The sequence below is a fragment of the Alteromonas sp. ABV2_168 genome (assembly GCF_056161165.1).
The window spans coordinates 66398-88305 of sequence record NZ_JBSWYQ010000008.1 but is presented as its reverse complement, the minus strand read 5'-3'; the positions used below and the strand labels follow the sequence as shown (position 1 = coordinate 88305).

The 21908-nt window shown below is 46.4% G+C and carries 11 protein-coding genes; 5 read left to right on the top strand and 6 right to left on the bottom strand.

The features are described from left to right. Positions 1 to 134: 134 nt before the first annotated feature. The 4 genes from ACXAH4_RS13145 to ACXAH4_RS13130 all read left to right on the top strand — a co-directional run bounded on the left by ACXAH4_RS13145 (position 135) and on the right by ACXAH4_RS13130 (position 7544). Positions 135 to 2291: an alpha-glucuronidase family glycosyl hydrolase gene (locus ACXAH4_RS13145; RefSeq protein WP_474847496.1), complete on the top strand. Its 2157-nt coding sequence runs from the start codon at positions 135 to 137 to the stop codon at positions 2289 to 2291. 51 nt (positions 2292 to 2342) lie between these two features. Further along, entirely contained in the window at positions 2343 to 3551 is a 1209-nt protein-coding gene (gene manD / locus ACXAH4_RS13140; protein ID WP_474843250.1) for a D-mannonate dehydratase ManD, read from the top strand. 152 nt (positions 3552 to 3703) lie between these two features. Next, positions 3704 to 6418 carry a glycoside hydrolase family 3 C-terminal domain-containing protein gene (locus ACXAH4_RS13135; protein WP_474882186.1) on the top strand — a complete coding sequence of 905 codons (2715 nt, stop codon included), beginning with the start codon at positions 3704 to 3706 and terminating at the stop codon, positions 6416 to 6418. A gap of 13 nt (positions 6419 to 6431) precedes the next feature. Beyond that, on the top strand, positions 6432 to 7544 hold the full coding sequence (locus ACXAH4_RS13130; RefSeq protein WP_474882184.1) for an endo-1,4-beta-xylanase: 1113 nt from the start codon (positions 6432 to 6434) through the stop codon (positions 7542 to 7544). A gap of 44 nt (positions 7545 to 7588) precedes the next feature. Here the strand turns inward: ACXAH4_RS13130 and ACXAH4_RS13125 are convergent, their stop codons facing one another. The 6 genes from ACXAH4_RS13125 to galB form a co-directional block, all read right to left on the bottom strand. Then, a complete protein-coding gene (locus ACXAH4_RS13125) occupies positions 7589 to 9088 on the bottom strand; it encodes a tryptophan halogenase family protein (RefSeq protein ID WP_474847504.1) in 1500 nt (499 codons plus the stop codon). A gap of 9 nt (positions 9089 to 9097) precedes the next feature. Next, positions 9098 to 10132 (bottom strand): cupin-like domain-containing protein, encoded by a 1035-nt coding sequence (locus tag ACXAH4_RS13120; protein ID WP_474882183.1) that lies wholly within the window; start codon positions 10130 to 10132, stop codon positions 9098 to 9100. Beyond that, positions 10129 to 10878, bottom strand: coding sequence for a SapC family protein (locus ACXAH4_RS13115; RefSeq protein ID WP_474882182.1), 750 nt, complete (start codon positions 10876 to 10878; stop codon positions 10129 to 10131). The genes ACXAH4_RS13120 and ACXAH4_RS13115 overlap by 4 nt, the downstream gene beginning before the upstream one ends. Before the next feature lie 68 nt (positions 10879 to 10946). Beyond that, complete coding sequence (locus ACXAH4_RS13110; protein ID WP_474882180.1) at positions 10947 to 14000, bottom strand: TonB-dependent receptor; 3054 nt, start codon at positions 13998 to 14000, stop codon at positions 10947 to 10949. 234 nt (positions 14001 to 14234) lie between these two features. Continuing rightward, positions 14235 to 16139 (bottom strand): sialate O-acetylesterase, encoded by a 1905-nt coding sequence (locus ACXAH4_RS13105; RefSeq protein ID WP_474882178.1) that lies wholly within the window; start codon positions 16137 to 16139, stop codon positions 14235 to 14237. Positions 16140 to 16202: 63 nt separating this feature from the next. Further along, positions 16203 to 18920 (bottom strand): beta-galactosidase GalB, encoded by a 2718-nt coding sequence (gene galB, locus ACXAH4_RS13100; protein WP_474882176.1) that lies wholly within the window; start codon positions 18918 to 18920, stop codon positions 16203 to 16205. A 240-nt stretch (positions 18921 to 19160) separates the two neighbouring features. On the opposite strand from galB, the gene ACXAH4_RS13095 reads away from it, so the two are divergent. Then, positions 19161 to 21779, top strand: coding sequence for a glycosyl hydrolase 115 family protein (locus tag ACXAH4_RS13095; protein ID WP_474882174.1), 2619 nt, complete (start codon positions 19161 to 19163; stop codon positions 21777 to 21779). Positions 21780 to 21908 lie beyond the last annotated feature (129 nt).

Genomic DNA, 21908 nt, shown 5'->3' with positions numbered 1-21908 from the left:
GTTACCTTATTATTAACAATGAATTTATATGAGGTTAACTCTTGGTTTTCATGAAATAAGGTTAGTTATGCTGCTGCTCAGGATGCCTTATTGTTGCCGGATTAATATTACGCGTAAAATATTTTAAGGACGTTATGAAGTATCTGATCGTTTTTTTCCTGCTAGTGTCACAATGCGGATTTGCTTCAAATTTGTTCCACGGAGAAGATGGATACCGTCTCTGGCTCAAATACGATGCTATACAGCAATCTGAGCTGGTAAAAAGTTATACTGCATTGCTAGGAAATTACCATGTCTACGGTGATTCAGACACCATGCAGGTCGCCAGAGAAGAACTACAATTCGCTCTTGGTAACATGATAAATCGTTCCCGCCATGTGGGTGCGGACGAGGCCACTTTACTCGTGGCCAGTGGTGAAAATGCAACTCAACTCGCTGAGCGGTATTCCGTCAATATTGGCCGGGCAGAAGGGGAAGGTTACATTGTTAAACAAGTTACGGATAACAATGAAACAAAAATAGTGGTGCTGGCTAACACTGATGCCGGGGCGCTTTACGGGGTATTCAGACTTCTGAAAGAGGTACAGTTACACAAGCCTTTGCATGCACTTAATATCATATCGGCCCCAAAAATTTCCTTAAGAGTGCTCAATCATTGGGATGATCTTGATCGCCATGTAGAGCGTGGATATGCGGGGCAGTCTATTTGGGATTGGCACAAATTACCTGAATACCGGTATCAGCGGTATGTTGATTATGCCAGAGCCAACGCGTCAGTTGGTATCAACGGCACAGTACTTAATAATGTCAATGCGGACCCTCTCATATTGACTCCCCATTATCTTGAGAAGGTGAAAGTACTGGCTGATCTGTTCAGACCTTATGGAATTAAGGTTTATCTATCTGTGAAATTCAGTTCGCCGCAACTCATTGGTAATTTGTCCACATCAGATCCAATGGATCCCGAAGTTCAGCAGTGGTGGAAGGATAAAGTGGCAGAGATTTATGCTGATATACCCGACTTCGGTGGATTCCTGGTAAAGGCGAATTCTGAGGGACAACCCGGGCCGGGGGATTTTGGCCGTACTCATGCACAAGGTGCGAATATGCTTGCGAAGGCACTGGCTCCGTTTGCTGGAAATGTTATGTGGAGAGCTTTTGTCTACGCCAATGAGAAAGGCGAAGAGCGCTCCAAACAAGCGTATTCAGAGTTCACACCTCTTGACGGAAAGTTTGATGAAAACGTATTGGTTCAGGTAAAAAACGGCCCGATTGATTTTCAACCCAGGGAACCCTTTAGTCCTTTATTCGGTGCTATGCCAGAAACACCACTGATGATGGAGTTCCAAATTACTATGGAATATTTGGGATTCAGTACACATTTTGTTTATCTGGGCCCAATGTATGAGGAGGTTCTGCAGTCTGATACATATGCAAAGGGTGAAGGGAGTACGGTTGCTAAAGTTATCGATGGTGAACTGTTTGACCATAGGATTAGCGGCATGGCGGGCGTGTCGAATATCGGCACTGACCGCAACTGGACAGGGCATATCATACTGCAGTCGAACTGGTATGTGTTTGGTCGCATGGCCTGGGATCCTGAAAGCAAAGCGTCAGAGGTCGCAGAAGATTGGGTGCGTATGACACTCAGCAATGAAAAGAATGCAGTGGCAGCTATCACGAATATGATGATGACCAGCCATCAAACCGTGGTAGATGTCATGACACCGTTAGGCTTACATCACATCATGGGAGCTGGCCATCATTACGGACCAGGTCCCTGGGTTGATAGTCTCGGACGGGATGACTGGAATTCGACTTACTATCATCGTGCGGCGAAAGACGGTATCGGGTTTGACCGTACACCCGAGGGCGTGAATGCCACAGAACAATATTTTTCACCTTTAAAGGAGCTGTGGTCAAATCCCCAAAGTACACCCGAAAAATATCTGCTCTGGTTTCACCACTTGCCCTGGGATTTTGAGGTTGAATCCAGCGGCCGTCCATTGTGGGATGAGTTGGTTTACCGCTATTTTCAGGGCGCAGAACAAGTTAGTGAAATGGCCGCTAAATGGGATGATTTAGAAGGACAGATTGACCCTCTGCAATTCCGTCAGGTACAGATGGCGCTGGATATTCAGGAGAAAGAAGCAATTTGGTGGCGTGATGCATGTGTGCTGTATTTTCAACAATTTTCTGAGCGTCCCATACCGGCAAAGTGGTTTACACCAAAACACTCACTTGCCGAATTGAAAGCAAGATCTTTTCCCCATGCTCCGGGTCAGGGCTGACATGGTCTCAATAATGTTCACTGTATATTATTTTTTTTAAGGAGTCAGTCGATGAAAATTATCGACGCTAAGGTCATTGTGTGTTCGCCCGGCCGCAATTTTGTAACGTTGAAAGTGATGACTGATGAGGGGGTGTATGGCGTCGGAGACGCAACACTTAACGGTAGAGAATTGTCCGTTGTCAGCTATCTTGAAGATCATATTATTCCTACTCTTATCGGAAAAGATCCGCAACGTATAGAAGATCTCTGGCAGTTTTTGTATCGCGGCGCTTACTGGCGGCGTGGCCCCGTGGGAATGACTGCCCTTGCTGCCGTCGACATTGCGTTATGGGACATTAAGGCCAAAATAGCCAACCTGCCTCTCTATCAATTATTGGGCGGGCGTAGTCGCGACAGGATCATGACTTATACCCATGCTGACGGCGTATGTATCGAGTCGACCCTGGATGCCGTTGGTAAAGCCATTGACGCAGGGTATCAGGCAGTACGGGTGCAGTCAGGGATCCCGGGTCTGGCAAGTACTTACGGTGTTGCCAAAGATGGCAGAAAATATGAACCGGCAGACGCTGACCTTCCATCAGAAAGTGTATGGAGTACGCATAAATATCTGAATTTTATGCCTAAACTTTTCGACGCCGTCCGCAGCCAGTATGGCGACGACATTCACTTGTTACATGATGTACATCACCGCTTAACGCCTATTGAAGCGGCCCGGCTTGGTAAGGAACTGGAGCCGTACCATCTGTTCTGGATGGAAGATGCCGTTGTTGCAGAAAATCAGGAGAGCTTTCGCTTAATTCGTGAGCATACGACTACACCTCTGGCAGTAGGAGAGGTATTTAATTCCATTCACGATTGCCGCTCTTTAATACAAGAGCAATATATCGATTATATCCGTTCGACGCTGGTGCATGCGGGTGGCATTACTCAAATGCGAAGATTAGCCGACTTTGCGAGTCTGTATCACGTTAAAACAGGGTTTCATGGCGCAACGGATTTGTCGCCTGTGTGTATGGGCGCGGCATTGCATTTTGATTACTGGGTACCAAATTTTGGTATTCAGGAGCATATGCCATATACGCGAGAGATGGAGTCAGTATTCACTTTCGATTATAAATTTGAAAGAGGTTTTTTCACTCCCGGAGAGTCAGCGGGCCATGGTGTGGATATTGACGAATCGCTTGCGAAAAAATATCCCTATAAGCGGGCAATGCTGCCTGTGAATCGTTTGGAGGATGGCACTTTGTGGAACTGGTAGAAATCCTTCAGCGGGACTTCATCTCAATTTTATTCGTGCTCTGATGGCGTTTTTTACATCTTATTTACGTTTTGAAGTGGTCCGCTTGTTCACGAATAGTGTTGGGGTATCGTGTTCTCATCGTTTACAAATGTGAGAAAATCATGAGTTACATGGAAGACGTCAAACCTGCTGTCAGTTCTTTTAAAAAGCGATTTGCACTGGCATTAATTCCCCTTGCCTTAACATTGGCATCCTGCACTAAAGTTCACTCTCAGCAAGTTGTGCGTGCTGAGTCAACGGGTCACAATCAGCCGGATTATCTGAATACGGCACTTCCACTTGATAGCCGGGTTAAGGCACTGGTAGAAAGTATGACGCTGGAGGAAAAAGTTGCACAGATGTACAACGATGCCCCCGCCATCACGCGGCTGGGAGTACCGGCGTATGACTATTGGAATGAAGCGTTACATGGTGTTGCCAGAGCCGGAGAAGCAACAGTGTTTCCACAGGCAATCGGGTTGGCGGCGATGTGGGACAGGGCGTTTTTGAATCAGGTCGCTACGGTGATTTCCGACGAAGGTAGAGCGAAGCACCACGAATTTAAACAGGACGGACTTAGTTATCGTTACACCGGTCTGACTTACTGGTCCCCGAATATAAATATTTTTCGCGATCCGCGGTGGGGTAGAGGTCAGGAGACCTACGGCGAAGATCCCTATCTCACAGGAGAACTTGGCGTTTCTTTTATCACTGGTCTGCAAGGCAATGATGATAAGTATTTAAAAACTGCAGCAACAGCTAAACACTTTGCTGTTCACAACGGCCCTGAGATTTCCCGCCATTCTGACAATTATGTTGTTTCAGATAAAGACCTTTACGAGACTTACCTGCCAGCTTTTGAAAAGGCTGTTACAGAGGCAAATGTCGAAGCAGTTATGTGCGCTTACAATCGTGTGAATGATGCGCCTGCTTGTGGTTCCGATATGCTTCTGAAAGAAATTCTGAGAGGTAAATACGGATTCGATGGTCATGTAATGTCAGACTGCGGTGCTATAGCTGATTTTTACGATCCTAAGGCACACAACGTCACTGCATCTCCTGCAGCTGCAGCTGCCTGGGCAGTAACCAGCGGAACCGATCTGAATTGCGGCACTGGGCGGTTAAGCAGTTTTGCTAACCTCATCTTTGCGGTACAGAAAGGTTTAATTGATGAGTCGTTAATAGACCAGGCGGTAAGCAGGCTATTTAAAACCCGCTTTAAACTCGGCATGTTTGATCCCGATGAAGATGTGCCCTTTGCATCAATACCTTCTGAATCTGTTGGTTCAGAGTCTCATCTTTCAAAAGCCTTACAAGCTGCTGAGAAATCTCTGGTAATGCTCAAAAACGACGGGATTCTGCCTCTGAAAAAAGGACTTAAAGTCGCAGTTATTGGCCCTAATGCAGACAATCCTGATGTATTGGTGGGGAACTACAACGGATTACCGGTAAACCCGGTGACTGCTCTGGAGGGGATCAGAAATTATGCCGGCGTGGATAATGTGGCCTATTCAGCGGGCAGCGCATTAATTGCTGACGTATACGGGCATTGGCAGGTTCTGGATAACACTGTTTTATATCATAACGACAAAGATGGACGATTAGTACCCGGTGCTCAAGCTGAATATTTCGAAGTTACGCAGGGTAAAATGTCTGACTTTTCCCGTCCGCATTTCCCTGTCGAAATGTCCGGCGGGCCCGTTAGTAGTGAAGTATTAGACTCTCTCTCGTTTCGCAAAACCCATTCTCCTGTGACCAACAAAATAGCTGAAGACTATGGCATGGTGTTGAAAGCAGTTCTGATCCCGGAGAAATCCGGAGAATATCGCTTTGACGGCGCCGGTGAGATATCCATCGAAGGACGCCGTATAAACGGAAGTGTTGAACTGGAGGCGGGCGTGTCTTACGACCTGGAAATCCGGCATATATTTTCTGTGAACACTATAGCGAATACGGCTTATAGTCATTTACGCGACTGGCAAATGCGCTGGGTGAACGTTTCCACCGATTTGTTGGCTGAGTCTGAAAGCGTTGCTCAACAGGCAGATGTAATTGTGATGGCGGTAGGTATATCTCCCCGTATTGAAGGCGAAGAGATGCCGGTTAAGCTGGACGGCTTCAACTATGGCGATCGCTCACGGATTGATTTGCCGGCGGAGCAGCAGGCGTTAATTAAAGCTATACATAAAATCGGAAAGCCGGTAGTGGTCGTTAATTTTAGTGGCAGTGCGATGGCCTTAAACTGGGAAGATGAACACGCTGATGCGATTATCCAGGCATTTTATCCGGGTGAAGCAGCTGGTACAGCGCTTGCCAAAATTTTGTGGGGTGAAGTAAATCCGTCAGGAAGATTACCGGTGACCTTCTATAAAAATCTCGATGGTTTTGCAGAGTTTGATGATTATTCAATGACTAACCGTACCTATCGCTACTTCGAAGGCGAGGTCTTATACCCGTTCGGGCATGGACTGGGCTATAGTGAAATCCAATACAGTGACTTGAAAACCCCTGCGAATTTGAATTCCGGAAGTGATCTGGAAATTACAGTTAGTCTGCAAAATATAGGGCCGTACGATGCAGAGCAGGTGACACAGTTGTATGTGCAGATGCCGGATGCGCCTGCAGGTACTCCACGTATAAGCTTAAAAGGATTCACCCGTACATTTTTGGAAAATCAGACCAAAGCATCCGTATCATTAACCGTACCAGCCTCAGAGCTGACATACATAAACGATAAAGGTAGCAGGGTCGCTTATAAGGGAAAATTAAATATATTCGCCGGTGATGGTCAGCCGGGCTATGTCGATGAAACACGCATCGCGCAGGCAAGTATCAACATCAATTAAGGCGGACAACATTTTGGAAAAAGCGAAAGTCATATTGGTAATGTTATGCGGAGTGATTACCGCGAGTCCGTCAATTTGTGCACAAGAACTGGCTGAAGCCTACCATGATCAATTTCTCACAGGCACAGCCATCAGTAACGATACTTTGAGTAAAGCGTTACCCGCTACAGATACACCGGTTTGTAAGGAATTCAATGCCTTCACTGCAGAAAATGCTATGAAGTGGCAGTCCTTGCAGCCCCGTGAAGGGGAATTCGATTTCACCCTGTCAGATAAGCTTTTCGAGCTGGCAGACAGATGCGGAGCTTCAGTCATTGGCCATACGTTGATCTGGCATCAGCAAACACCAGAGTGGGTTTTTAAAGATGAAAAAGGCGCTGAGATCAGCAGAAAGCATTTACTGGAGCGCATGAAAGAACACATTTATACCGTTGCAGGTCGCTATAAAGGGAGAGTACTGGGATGGGATGTGGTGAATGAGGCTTTAAACGACGATGGAAGTTTACGTGATACTCCCTGGAGAAGAATTATTGGCGATGACTACCTGATTCAGGCTTTTCGTTTTGCCAGGGAAGCAGATCCTGATGCTCAGTTGTACTATAACGATTTTAATTTATATAAGCCCGAAAAAGTGGCAGGTGCAGTCAGGCTGATACACCAGCTTACCGACGCCGGAATCGATATTTTCGCAGTGGGGATGCAGGGCCACTACTCATTATTTTATCCGGAGCTGAGCGCTGTTGAAGAGAGCATCAAGACTCTTATCAGTGCGGGAACTAAGGTTTCTCTGACAGAACTGGACGTGTCAGTGTTACCCGTCCCAGAGGAATCTTTTGATGGTGCAAACGTAAATCAACGGTATGTGGCTGATCCATTGTACGACCCCTACAGAAACGGATTGCCAGAGTCAGAGCAGAAGAGATTAGCTGATGTCTATGAAGGTCTTTTCTCCTTGTTTGTGAAATATGCTGCACATATTGACAGGGTGACGCTTTGGGGAACGTCTGATGATGAATCCTGGCGAAATAACTGGCCTGTCCGTGGACGGGTGGATTATCCGTTACTATTTGACCGGAATGGCCAACCAAAGCTGGCCTACAAAGTAATAGTAAAAAAAGCACCATAGGTGCTTTTTTTGTATTTGCGAATGTCACTGTGAATGTAAGCGTTCTAATGCTTCACTGACGCACAATACTGACTGACAAATATCTCGTGCCCGGGTAACTGTGCTACCCGTTGTTTAATTTCCTGTTTGCCTTTTTCCATAGCTGCGCTAAGTTGCCCGCTACTCATCATTTTTGCTGCGGGATGCCAGGAGCCCGGCAAAATTCCTTGTCCGAGCATTACCTGAGTCCAGGAATCAACGCGAAACAACTCACCGTTTTTCTGAAAAGCATGACCATGTTCTTTAAATAATTCAATACGTTCAGCCAGACTGTCCGGAATGTTCATTTTTTTGCACATTTTCCAGAATTCAGAATCGTCCCGTTCTGTTACATGATAATGCAATATAATGAAATCACGTATCTTCTCTATTTCGGCCCGCGTTTGATTGTTATATTCATTACGCAGGCGGGTAGCATCTCCCCTGTAAGGAAACAGCTGCATAAGCCGCGTTATACCCGTTACTATTAAATGAATACTGGTAGACTCCATGGGCTCAACGAAACCCGCAGAAAGCCCGATAGCAACACAATTGTGTTGCCAGGCATGGTCACGTCTGCCAGTTTTAAATTCTATGCGACGAATTGTTTGCAGTGGGGCAGAATTCAGCGTCTTCTGAAATTGCAATTCAGCCTGTTCATCTGTGAGGAATTGACTGCTGTAAACGAATCCGTTGCCCATTCTGTGTTGTAAAGGTATTTCCCAGCGCCACCCTGCTTCATGAGCAGAAGCTACTGTATAGGGCTTTAATGGCGGAGCCAATTCAGTTTGTACGGCCAGAGCCCGGTTACAGAAAAGCCAGTGAGACCAGTCTTCATATCCGGTGTTAAGGGCTTCACCAATCAGCAGAGCTTTAAACCCTGTACAGTCAATAAAGAGATCACCCGTTAACAACCCCTGCTGCCGGAGTAAAAGCGCATAAATATCTCCAGACGGGGCACGGTTGACCGCTTCAATGTTATCAACAATATGAGTGATGCCAGAGTTAACGGCTATTTTTTTCAAATAGGCAGCGTAAGCTCCGGCATCAAGATGATAGGCGTAGTTGAGAGGAGAATTTTGCGTTGAGGTGAAGAATTTATTAGCTTTGGCCGCTTCCAGCTCCAGACAGTATTCTCCGTATTCTCCGGGTATGCCTCTTTCGTGAGCCTCTCTCCAGAAATGGAAAAATTCAGCCAGCCAGCCTGATTGCCCTGTTTGCCCGAAAGAGTGAATATACTCAGTTTGTTTATCGCCGAAATCAGTGAACTGAATGCCCAGTTTAAAGGTCGCGGAGGTCGCCCGCATAAATTCAGCTTCATTAATTCCCAGCAACTGGTGAAAAACGCGAAGAGGGGGGATAGTCGCCTCACCAACCCCAATAGTCGAAATATCAGAAGATTCAACCAGTGTTATGTCCACTAACGGACCCAGCTTTTTTGCAAGTGCAGCGGCAGTCAACCAGCCTGCAGTACCACCACCGGCAATGACAACGCGGGTTTTCTCTGATTGGGTGTTTGAATCCATTGGCGAAACCTATTGATTTAACTGTCGTATTAATATGGCTCTGAGTTGCCTTGCTGTATTCTCATCCAGTGTAGCGAGGGGACCTTTTGCCTCTTCGGGAATATGGTCCGTATTACTCTCACTGGCGGAGAAAATGTAATAATCGAATATGGCTTTCCAGGCCTTTTTTTCGTGAACCGGTTTATCTCTGATGGCCAGTATACTGTGCAGCAGAGCACTCATGCCTCCTGCAAGGTAGTCCGGTGCCATACTCCACCAGTAGTTGATCATAATGTTGAAAGCATGCAGACCTTCTACCTGATGCCACCACATGGACGGGATATAGATAGCATCGCCGGGCTTGAGAGTAACTTCATAGCCATGTTCCCGCGCGCGGGCAAACTCAGGAAATTTTTGTAAATCGGGGTTGTGTATATCTACCAGCGTCACAGGCTGTCCCCCCGGGGTAATATGAAGCGGACCGGGATAAAGATGCTTAATCTGCTCAGGGGGGAAAAGATTAAAGCGCCTTTCTCCGGCTACACAACAGGCAATATTTTCCAGCGCGTCGAAATGGGCGCAGGCGATGGAATGATTCCCCATCCAGATACTTGCTAAGGGCGGAGCAGCTTCCGGGTGGGTAATTGCCGGTGGTAACCTTAGTGAATGTTCACATAACAGTCCGGGAAAGTGGGTTTGAAGTTGGTTCGAAGCAACATAGCGGGAAGGTGGATTAGCCTCGTTCAACGTTTCTGTAATTTCATCAAGCATAGTTGAAACGCTGCCGTATACACTTTCGTAGTTTAAGTGCGTCAAATCAGGGCCGTAGGCGAACCGGCCGGAAACGCCGGGCGGAGCCTGGTATATCATTGCCGGCCTGCCATTATATGCCTGCTTGATTCTCTTTATCAGACGGGGCACATCGCCGGAATCCTTCACTGCAGGCCATGACTGAACTAAACCACGCATAACCAGTGGTTTATGTCTTAAAATCAGGTCTGATGGGATTGACGTCGGGGTTAAATGCGCTGTCTCCTCGACAGGAAGCCACTGTCGCTCGTTCACGTCCTGACAATCTCCATTGCATTTTTCATTTCAATGAGCCAATTCATATTTGCCAGCGAGGACTGAAGAAAAATTATATAATTCAACCAGCCTTTCCGGTGCAGTTCTGACAGTGAATGTGAAGGTAAAGATGCGAACGTTTCACTGCAAATAGTCTCATGACCCTCAACGGAGATTTTCTCTCCTGAATTCAATGTAAGAGTAAAGTTAACGGGCACAAGTAGATTCAGGTGATCCATTTCCCGGTAGAATAAATCCGCTTCTTTTTGACCTGTATCCAGCCGCTGAAGTGTTGAAGCTATTTTTTGCAAATAACCACTCTGGCCGCCCTTGGGTAAGAATACAGCAGTGCCTCCGGCTGCATCATGTGAGATTCTGGGATGGTCCATATCAACATGTATAACCGGCTCAGATTGGCCGTCTTGTTGCTGATATCCAATCATAAACGGGCCTTTTACAATCATTACCGGCACATAGCGGGCCATCCAGCTGCCTGCTGACGGTGGTGAAGGGTAGAGTTCATTCAGAAAAAGATTTTCCTGTGCAGAAAAACCGAGTAACGCTACTGATTGCAGACCGTGTGTGGGATGTCTGCGCAGTAAAACAGGGTATTCTTTGTGCAGATCGTCATACTCGACAGGAAAAGTAAGTACGGAGCCAACGTTATCGCCATATTGCGCCCCGTAACGGGTAAAAACCCGTAAATCTTTATGGCTAAGGTTATTGAGTAATTGTAGTTTTGCCACAGGACTTCCATTTATTCAGATATACAGCCGCAACCGGCGTCTCTTCCGGCCGCGGCTAGCTATTATTGTCAGAAGTTATAACGGGCGCCTAGCTGATAGCGGGCTCCCAGATCTTCCAGATACCACAACTGGTTTTCAGTACGCCCATGCTCGCGACGGTTCTCTCCGGTAATATTAATACCTTCAACAAACACTGTGAGTTGTTCATTAATGGCGTAACTCACGTTAGCATCTATCTGCGCATAACTTTCAACGTAAGTGGGATTATTTGAGCCGCGATAGTTTATGCGGTTCAGATATTCATCACGCCAGTTATAAGCTACCCGCGCTGTCAGACCGTCTTTGTCGTAAATAAAAACAAAGTTGGCAGTGTCACTCAGGCCGGCAAGAGCAAACTGTGACACATCCGGGCTTCCGTTGTTATCAAATCCGATGTCACCCCGAACCAGGGTATAGTTCGCCTGGAAACCGAAGCCGGACTCTCCGAAGAAGTGTTGGACAGCAAGTTCTGCTCCGTAAAGTTTGGCTTCACGGTTATTTTGAGGCAAGCTGGTTCTGAACACCATTTCAGGATCGCCTTCTTCAGGCACGATATCCCATCCCGGTGTTTCCCCCAGTTGTAATAACTGTTCTGATGAACCGGTGTAGTCATCCGCGCCGTTGGGGAATGCTTCGGGATGTTCGAGCAGAACCATCATGGCAAAAAGTGAGGTATCATCCACTGCATAACCGCGGTCTCTGAGCGCTTCCGCAGCCGCCAATGCCCGTGGTCCGTTAGTCTGATCGAGGATGTCAAAAAATGTGCGATCTTCCTGGCCTGTCCCGATAAAGTTAGCCACACGTTTTTCGAAGAAGCCTATTGAAGCGTAACTGTTTTCCTCAAAATACCACTCCGCTGAAACATCAAAATTATCTGACTCAAGAGGGAGTAGTGCAGGGTTAGATGAACTGGCCGTGGGTCTGGTGCCGTTAAGTGTCGAGCCTGATGTACCGAAACCGCTGGGCGATACCCGCAAATCACCATAACCTGCTCTGGCGATAGTTTTGCTATAAGAGAATCTGGCTTTCACCTCATCTGTTAGCATAACATCGAAGTCAAAGCTGGGGAGCACGTGATCATAATCAGCGTCCACAGACAGCGGAATTGTATCTGTATCAGGATCGGTATAGAGACTGAAGTCGTTGTTGTTTTCCCAAATCAGATAACTGGGTGGCGTGACCAGAGATGTTGAAGTGACGTCGGTTTTTTCGTAACGGACTCCGGCCAAAAAGTTAACTGGCATATTGCCAAGTTCGCCGCTCAGTGCAACCTGAAAATATGCGGCCATAGTGTCTTCTTTAACCACATCGTTGGTTGAGAAAATATTGCTGACACCGAAATAATTAGCATCTGAAGGGTAGAGTGCTAACCCCTCACGGGCTAAGGCTACAGGATCAGCGACAAAACCCATTCCCTGACTTTGCCCGGTGTCAAAGTCATCAAACAGACCGGCTACATCGAGAGGTTGAAGGAGTCCTTCGGAAAATTCTCCCGGATTCGCTATGCCCCAGTTGCCTAGTGTCATATTGTCGCCGGCCGTCTGCCGCGCAATCATTTCCATAGCTCTGGTTTCAACACCAAAATCAAATTCCCCGCTGTCAAACATCCATTTACCGTCAAGTTTTAATTGACTTATTTCTGTTTCCTGAGAAGCGTGTCTGAAGCGTAAAATCGATGAACCAACATCTCCGGCGTCAACTACACCGTTCCCGTTTCCTCTTGCACTATCATCGTAAACATTCCGGTATGTCGGCAGTTCCGTATCGAACCACCACTCGCGGGAAGTAACAGTAGGGGAGCCTATACCAACAGCAATCTCACCTGAGGCAGCATTTTCACTGGGACCTGTAGGCAAACTTTCCATTTTGGAATTATGAGCATCAAGCGACAGCAGAAGATTGTCAGAGGCGAAATATTCAAGATTAATACCTACAGAATTGAGTGTATTAGTTTGTTCGCGCCATTGTTGTTCATAACCTTCGTCCACGGTACCGGGATAAGACTCTGCAATGTAGATAGGTGTTGCAATGGGACCGTCATCAAATACCACAGCAGTTACGTTGGAGCCGTTTTGCACCCAGTTGCCTATTTCACCACGATGCTCCTGTATATCATTCTCTGCATAAAGATAATCCAGGGTCGCAACAAGGTTATCTGAGGCAGCGTATTGCAGAGTTAACTGTGCGTTGGTACGCGTTCTTTCTGTATCCGAAAATGCATAGCGCAAATCGTTGGGACGGGCATAAAGCTGACCCACTTCAGGTGCGTTTTCATATATATCCCCGCTGTTGTTAAACAGGGTGTCCGGATCGTTAGGGTCGCCCCAGGTTCCGATGTTCCAGTCGTTAACTGTTGCGCCAACATATCCTGAATGACGTTCCTGTACACTTCCCGTTAAAGACACGCCAAATTTTGCGTCATCATCAGTCCAGCTGATTAAACCGGAGAGCTCTGGTGTAACATCATCACCTGCACGGTTAGTGGTATCATGCACTGCTTTTGCACCTATGGTGGAGCGAAAGCCGGGGGCATCAAGAGGGCGTGCCGTTTTGATATTCACAGTTGCACCAATGCCACCAGTAGCGATATTTGCTTTGCTGGTTTTATATACCTCAACGCCCCGTATGCCTTCAGATGCCAGGTTAGCGAAATCAAAAGCGCGGGTACTACCTCCACGGGTCGTACCGTCTGCTCCGCTACCACCGCCATAGGTTTGTGCTGCAGGCATCATCCGACCATTCAGGGTAATCATGTTGTTGCCGCCGCCAAAGCCCCTCACGGTGATTTCGTTACCTTCGCCGTTTGTACGGCTGATGGAAACACCGGTTATCCGTTGTAAGGATTCTGCAAGGTTTGTATCCGGAAATTTCCCGATGTCTTCAGCTGAAATTGCGTCTACAACCCCTACAGAATTTCTTTTTATCGAAGCCGCTTCAGCCAGGCTGGAGCGTAAACCGGTAACTTCTATAACTTCGACCGGATCTTCCGTTTGTGCTGTCGCCGGTAAAATGACTACCGTCCCAAGTATTACTGATACAGCTTTATTTACTATTGATTGTCTGAACGTGTGCTGTTTGTTCATTACATTAGTCCTGTTGAGATGTGCCCGGGCTATGTACACATAGCCCAACCTTTTCCCGTCAGCATCTGGTCTATTTAGAGATTTCACGCTGTCGCTTAAGCGCCAATTACGTGACCATGGTGTTAACGATGTGTAAATACTTTCACTTTACAACATGCAACAGGTATTATTTTTTTTTACTTCAATGTGTTTTTTTTGCGCGGTATACCCGCGCAGAAATGTCTCTGAGAGGTATTATGGTGACACACTCATTTCGAAAGGCGCTGCGGGCAAACCGCTCAGGTCATAAACAGATACAGCAGGATTATCGGCCCATGCATAACGCACTTTTTCAGGTTTACTGATTGCAGGATGGGACAGAATTACCTTATTACCCTGAAGGGTCGACTTTGCCCATTTGTAATTACCATCTGCGCCGGCCATGGCAAAGCTGGCCGGGGTATCGTTAAAACGTTCATGGTCCAGTGGCGAGTCGAAAGTAAGCTCAACTTGCTTACCTGAAGATTTTACTGATTTAACTATTGGTCCGTTAAAGTCCACGTTTTTCCGGTAAACCATGTTTTCTGCGGCAAGTGCCACTCTGTGGCCAACTTCACGCTTATTTACAGGGTGAATATCGTTCCATTCACCTATGTCGATTGTAACAATAAGGGCGGTCGCGGGGTCGGCTGCTGCTTTGGCTTGTTCACCACGAAGTTCTGCCCAGCTACTTTCGCCCGGCTCAGGTTTCCGTTCCATAAAATTTGTCAACTGTATGATGAAGAAAGGCAAATCGGGTGCCTCCCAGCGGCTACGCCAGTTAGCCATCATGGCTATTAATTTATCGCTGTATCCGGAAGGACGGGAAGCGTTAGACTCCCCCTGATACCACAATACTCCCGATAACGGATAGCCTGCAGCCGGCGCTATCATCGCATTGAATAAACCCATGGGTTTCCAGCGAATAAACGTGGTGGCCGGGGTCTCAGTTGTGCGGTATGACACTTTATACTTCCAGTCACCGTCCAGAGAAATGCTGCTACCTTCAGAAGCGCCTAAAAAGTATGGTTTGTCTGTTACAAAACCTGTTGCGCCGCCATTGGAGGTTACTCTGACGGTGATCACATTGTCCCCTTTTTTTAATGCCGATGCCGGTACAGTGTAGCGTCGGGGCGGATACTGATAGGTGGTGTTACCAACTTTTACTCCGTTTACCCATGCTTCATCAGCATCAACAATGCGACCTAATCGCAGAATAAAAGATTGGTCGGGCACGCTGTCAAGATGAACATGTTTTCTTAACCACCAAACCCCGGCAAATCCCTCATCATAACCTTTTAGATCTCCCGGCATCGCAATTGACTGCCACTGACTATCATCCAATTCAGGTGTATACCAGGGCGTTTCCTGCATGCCTTTGTCCTTATCATTCAGCGTCTTATACCAGTTATCAACTGCTTCCCGTTCTTGTTCCTGTGTTCTGATAATATTTTCTTGTTTTGCGAAAAAGTCACCTGCCGCTATTTCATCAGGATAAGGTGCCAGCGTTTCTCTGGCCATCCAGGCTTCGATGGGAGAGCCTCCTAAGGCAGCGTTTATTATGCCTACCGGCACATTCTGAGAGTTATGGATTTTGTTGGCAAAGTAATAACCTACAGCCGAAAGTTGTCTGATATTTTGCGGGGTAGCAGTGAGCCATTTGCCAGCTTCATAATTTTTGTTTTCAGCATCAAAACGATATTTATCCGGAACTGTAAATTCACGGATGAGAGGGAAATCAGCCTGACTGACATCTTCAGGGTAGGCTTCTTCAACCCTGGCCATGGTAAGCTCCATGTTTGATTGCCCTGAAGCCAGAAATACATCTCCGAAATATATATCGGAGAATGTCAGTTCGCTGTCACCTTTAATCTTCAGTGTGAAAGGTCCTCCGGCTTCTCTGGCTGGTAAGTTTATTTCCCACTGGCCGCTGGTCACCTTGGCTTTTCCGGTGAGTGTGTCGTTCAGCCAGATTGAAACCGTTTCACTTTCTGACGTTCCCTTTACCGGAATAGTGTGATTACGTTGTAGTACCGCACTATCGGAAATAAGGCGGTGCACAGTCAATGCCTGGACCGGACAGCACAGAAGAATAAACATACTGATAATTAAACGGGTCATGAACACTCCTGAAATGTTTCGATACAGACATGCAGACCCGGTGCCTGCACATCTGTCATATGATTAAATTGACTTAAGTAATATCGTCGAGGTGCCAAGTTCCGGATTCGTTGCGGAAAGCGTGATATCGCCTGCTTCACCTCTGTTACTCTGCACTATTACAAGTAGTTTTCCGCTGAAAGCGTGCCTTTTTTGTGAAGCGAATGAAGTAAAATCAGTGGAGTCTCCATTATCCGTGGCGATGATGCGGCCCGGTCCGTCTAAGGTAAAAGATATTTCGTTCACAGCATCTGGTACGAAGACGCCATTTTCATCCACAATATCGACGGTGATAAAAGAGAGATCTTTGCCATCTGCATCAATTGTTTTCCTGTCTGCTTGCAACTTCATTCCGTGAGGAGCACCTGAAGTGGTTACCTTGTCTGTTGCCCATGGTTTTCCATCCTTGTAGGCAATGACCTCTACCGTGCCGGGTGTATAGCGGACGTCATCAAAACGCAGGCGGTATTCAAGATCGCCTTTCTTTTTTCGTCCCTGTGATTTTCCATTTATGAAAAGTTCAGCTTCATCACCGGAAGTGAAAATATGTACCGGTGTAATTTCCCCTTCACGTCCCGGCCAATTCCAGTGAGGCAGAATATGAGCCATCGGATAATCCGGTCTCCACTCGCTTTGATAAAGATAGAAACGATCTTTTTTAAATCCTGCCAGGTCTATCATGCCCGAATAAGAACTGCGGGCAGCGTAATACGGTGTTGGCTCACCGAGATAATCAAAACCATTCCATACAAACTGTCCGGCGACAAAGGGATAGGTCTCCATATATCTGAATACTTTATCTGCAGATGAGCCAAAGTCGACGGCGTGCAACTCATAACTGCTGACCTGATGAATCTTTGAATTACCTCCCAGACCGTCCCGAACAGGAGCACTTTCCTTTTTTGTCACAGGAAAGAAATAGATTCCTCTGGAACTGAACGCCGAGGCAGTTTCACTGGACAAAACAACCTTATCAGGATGAGCCTCATGAAAGGCTGGATAAGATGGCGGGGTGCGAATGCGTTCTGTACCTTCAAACTCCGCTGCCTGACGAATGCCTTCCCCCTGGTAATTCAGACTAATCAAATCCATGGCTGCGCTGAAAGGGAAGTCTGCTTTTGCCCAATTCATGGAAGAGGTTACCGGGCGGGTAGGGTCTTCATCTTTAACGATAGCTTTCAGAGTCTGTGCAATATCGGCACCTGATTGACCTGTGTATTGTTCACCCACCTCGTTTCCTATGTACCACATAATCACTGAAGGATGGTTTTTGTCTCTTCGTACAAGGGCCCTGAGATCCTGTTCATGCCAGTCAGCAAAAATCAGATGAAAATCTAACGGGGTCTTCTTTTTATACCAACTGTCAAAAGACTCATTTAATACCAGTATCCCCATTTTATCCGTTAGCGTAAGCAGTTCCGGAGCCGGCGGATTATGTGCCATGCGAATTGCATTTACTCCCATCTCCTGAAGTAATTCCAACTGCCTGCGAGCTGCGCGAAGATTAAATGCCGCTCCCAGTGCGCCTAAATCATGATGCTGATTAACACCTTTCAGAGGTATGTGCTGGTCGTTTACCAGCACTCCGACATCGGGATCGAACGTCAATTTTCTTATCCCGAATGGAGTAATGTACTGGTCTATTTCTTTTCCCTTGTATATCACGGATGTGACAAGTGCGTATCGGTTAGGTGTCTGGTAAGGAGCCGGGCCCCAAAGCTTTGGCTTATCAAGAATTGTTGAAGCTTTTGTTTTATGCTGTTGTCCCGCAGAGAGTTTAACTTTCTGTTCAGGAAGCTCCTTTACCGGGCTGTCACCCGGAAGATCTTGCCCGGTAAGTTCGTGAATACTTTGCTTCAGCGTGACTTCACTGCTTTCGGAGAGGTGATTCACCAGCGTTGTTGCAATGGAAATGGTGGCTCTATCTGCGGAAACTGACGGGGTAATGATTTGTGTGCCCCAGTGACTGACATGTATTTGCGCAGTTTTTTCCAACCAGACATTGCGATAAATTCCTCCCCCCGGATACCAGCGGGAGGATTTCGGTGGGTTATCGAGTCTGATAGCTAATTGATTCTTGCCATTTTTCGCAAGGTAAGGTGTCAGGTCAAGGCGATAAGAACTGTAGCCATACGGCCAGCCTCCCACAAGATTGCCATTGAGCCATACCATCGAATAAGACATGGCACCGTCGATGTGAAGGTAAACTCTATTGTCTGCGTCATTTGCACCGGTAGAAAATTGCTTTCTGTACCATGCTACGCCGTGAGAAGGGAGGCGGCCCATGCCTCCCCCGACCTTGGGATTCTCGCCGCTATAAAACGGACCAGCGATGGCCCAGTCATGAGGTAAATCAACTTTTTGCCAGCTACTGTCGTCAAAGCCTTCCTGAACGAAAGGAAAATTACTCCCCGGTTTTCCCTCTGGCCTTTCATAACGCTTTTCAGAAGCCCCCAAAAAGTTGTTTCCAGAAGGAAGAATCCAGGGCTTCAATGCATTGTTGCCACTTTCAGTAACTACGGCATCAGTAGGTTTGGTGTCCGCGGCCTGGCTGTCATTGTACTGCCCTGTGGATGGACGATTATCATATATTAGAGAATCAGGAATCTCACTGTCAGCATAGCGATAAAAGCGCCAGTCGCTGGTAAGGTCTATTCTCTCGCGCTGATTAGCTGATGTGGCAGAAGCCAACAACATTGTTGTCAACAACGCCAGGCACTTCAAATACTTAGGCGATAACATACTCTTCTCTGTTAATAAAATGTGACTAACTGAATTCTTCAATAAGATATACAGAGAAGTTGGGTGTTTAAAAGCCAAAGAAAAAATAAGTAAACAGTTTACGAAATTTCTCAAGCCCTTTATTAAAGACGAGGAGAGGGAAAATCAGAAAATAAAAAAACGTAATGCATACTTGTATACTAGTAATTGTTTGTTAATTTTGCTTTGTTTACATTTCGTATACAAAAATCAGACGTGAGTATGTTTTATATGAGATCGACAATTAAATCTGTATCACTTATGTGTGCACTGTTTTCAACAGGTGTTTTTGCATGTGACGAACCCGCTTCCGTTTGTTTTAAGGATAACGGGGGAATCCCACTCATTAAAAATAATCAGCCTCTTCCGGTTATAATCTCTCCCGGGGCTAATGCTGCCGTGAAGAGAGTCGCAAAATCTTTTTCGGAAGATTTAACAAGGGTTGGAGGGGGCAAATCTGAGCTCACTGAATCGCAGATGCTGAATAAAGCAGCGATAATCATCGGAGTCCCCGGGGAAGATGCTTTAATCGATTCTCTTGTAAAAGAGGGAAAACTTGATATCTCGGGCATCCGAAATAAATGGGAAGCATATCAGATAACGGTGGTCGACGATCCTGCTCCGGGGGTAGGTCGGGCGTTAGTTGTTGTCGGGTCAGACAGACGGGGAGCTATTTTTGGTACCTTTGATATTTCTGAACGAATGGGCGTTTCTCCCTGGCACTGGTTTGCTGATGTCCCGGTTGAACAGCATGCAAATGTTTTTATTACAGCGGGAACCAGAAGTGATCATCCAAAAGTACGTTATCGCGGCATTTTTATTAATGATGAAGATCCAGCATTGAAAGGTTGGGCACAAAAAACGTTTGGTGGTGTGAATTCCGGCATGTATGAACATGTTTTTGATTTGATTTTGCGACTTAAAGGGAATTACATCTGGCCTGCCATGTGGGGGAAAGCTTTTCATCTTGATGACCCCAAAAATACCTCGCTGGCAGATGATATGGGTATCGTTATGGGCACCTCGCATCATGAACCAATGACTCGGGCACATGCAGAGTGGCATCGCAAGTCTGAAAACCCGTCGGGTGGTGGTGCGTGGAATTATGAGACTAACCGCGAGGCCATACAACAATTCTGGCGAGGTGGCATAGAGCGGATGATGTCAAAGGGAGATGGAGAACCTTATGAATCGCTTGTCACAGTGGGCATGCGTGGTGACGGGGATGAGCCAATGTCAGAAGGGACTGCAATTGAGCTACTTGAAACCGTTGTGGATGATCAGCGAAAAATCATCGAAGACGTAACGGGCGAACCTGCTGAAAAAACCCCACAGGTCTGGGCCCTCTATAAAGAGGTGCAGGACTATTACGATAAAGGTATGACCGTACCTGATGACGTTACTCTATTATTTGCAGACGATAACTGGGGCCAGGTTCGGCGGTTGCCAGTGAAAGATGTAGAGCGTGAAGGTGGTTTTGGCGTTTACTATCATTTCGATTACGTCGGCGTGCCGCGGAATTATAAATGGACGAACACTGTGCAGGTGGGCAAGGTCTGGCAACAAATGAACCTTTCTTATGAGCGTGGTGCAAGAGATCTGTGGGTTGTCAATGTGGGTGATCTCAAGCCTGTTGAGTACCCTATAGATTTCTTTCTGACAATGGCATGGAATCCTGAAGAAATGGGGCCGGAGGAGCTTCAGGCGTATGCCATGCAATTTGCTGAACAGTCTTTTACTGCAGATTTGGCAAAAGATATTGCCAGTTTGCTGGAACGCTACGGTACCTTTGCTGCGATGCGGAAGCCTGAATTACTTAATCAGGATACTTTTGAAGTAGGTGAGCCCACAGTACCTGATTTACAAGCCGGAGAGTTTTATCAGCACTACAGCAAGTGGAAACAGCTTGAGACTGATATGAAAGAAGTGAAAGAGAAAATTGACGAGGAGCATTATCCGGCATTCTTTCAGTTAGTTGAATGGCCTGTTGCGTCTTTGAGCAATCTTTATGAAATGTATTTTGCTGCAGCCTGGAATAAGAAGCTTGTAGATGCAGGTGATTCCAGGGCTAACTATTTTAAAAGTATAGTCGAGACGAGTTTTGCTGAAGATAAAGCATTAACTGAAAAATATCATTCCATACTAAATGGTAAATGGGACGGTATGATAAACCAGGTTCATATGAATTATGTAACATGGAATGACCCTGAACAACAGACTATGCCCGCTGTATCCAGCATCTACGGTGGTAAAAATAATATTGAAGTTTCGTTTCATGAACCGCAACTTTTACAAGATGAGCAACTGATTGAAGCTAAAGATTATGTGAAGATTAGCGGCACCAAAGAGGCCAGCTGGACTGCTGTGGAAAACCTTGGGCAGTCTGAGGCAGCTATGATGGTACTGCCTCAGGGACTGACTACAACCACATTAGATGACAACCTCTCGATTACCTATAGTATCGAGCAACCTTATTATGGTGATGCGTCTGTAGAACTTGAGTTAAGTCCCACTCTTGACACATACGGTCGTGGAGGTATCCGTCTCGGGATAGCTGTAGATGACAAGCCTGCAGAAATTGTTAGTTTTGATTTACACGCTACAGGCGGTGCTCAACGTACTCCTGAAGAAAAAGCATGGGCTAATGCTGTTATAAATAATAAGTATACACTTAAATGGGTGGCGGAAAATCTGACACCAGGCACTCATGAGTTAACGATATATCGAATTGACGACAATATTGTATTGGAAAAACTTCATATTCGATATTCTCAGAAAACGAAACCTGACACTAAGTCGGCTGTCAGCCGCTTTTTCGATAAATTGTTTGGTGACGTATAAGTGATAACCAGGAGCGTGAGAGACGTGAAAGTAACTACGCTCCTGTGTCTGTCATAAATGGTAAAATAGGCTTGTCGCTTCAATAAATAATGTGAAGGTTGGTTTACATCCGATACACTGATACTGGTA

What these genes read in the sequence shown, in the direction of transcription:
- ACXAH4_RS13105 (WP_474882178.1), bottom strand. Translation starts at nt 16,139, where the DNA reads ATGACCCGTTTAATTATCAGTATGTTTATTCTTCTGTGCTGTCCGGTC.
- ACXAH4_RS13095 (WP_474882174.1), top strand. Translation starts at nt 19,161, where the DNA reads ATGTTTTATATGAGATCGACAATTAAATCTGTATCACTTATGTGTGCA.
- ACXAH4_RS13125 (WP_474847504.1), bottom strand. Translation starts at nt 9,088, where the DNA reads ATGGATTCAAACACCCAATCAGAGAAAACCCGCGTTGTCATTGCCGGT.
- ACXAH4_RS13135 (WP_474882186.1), top strand. Translation starts at nt 3,704, where the DNA reads ATGGAAGACGTCAAACCTGCTGTCAGTTCTTTTAAAAAGCGATTTGCA.
- manD (WP_474843250.1), top strand. Translation starts at nt 2,343, where the DNA reads ATGAAAATTATCGACGCTAAGGTCATTGTGTGTTCGCCCGGCCGCAAT.
- ACXAH4_RS13110 (WP_474882180.1), bottom strand. Translation starts at nt 14,000, where the DNA reads ATGAACAAACAGCACACGTTCAGACAATCAATAGTAAATAAAGCTGTA.
- galB (WP_474882176.1), bottom strand. Translation starts at nt 18,920, where the DNA reads ATGTTATCGCCTAAGTATTTGAAGTGCCTGGCGTTGTTGACAACAATG.
- ACXAH4_RS13145 (WP_474847496.1), top strand. Translation starts at nt 135, where the DNA reads ATGAAGTATCTGATCGTTTTTTTCCTGCTAGTGTCACAATGCGGATTT.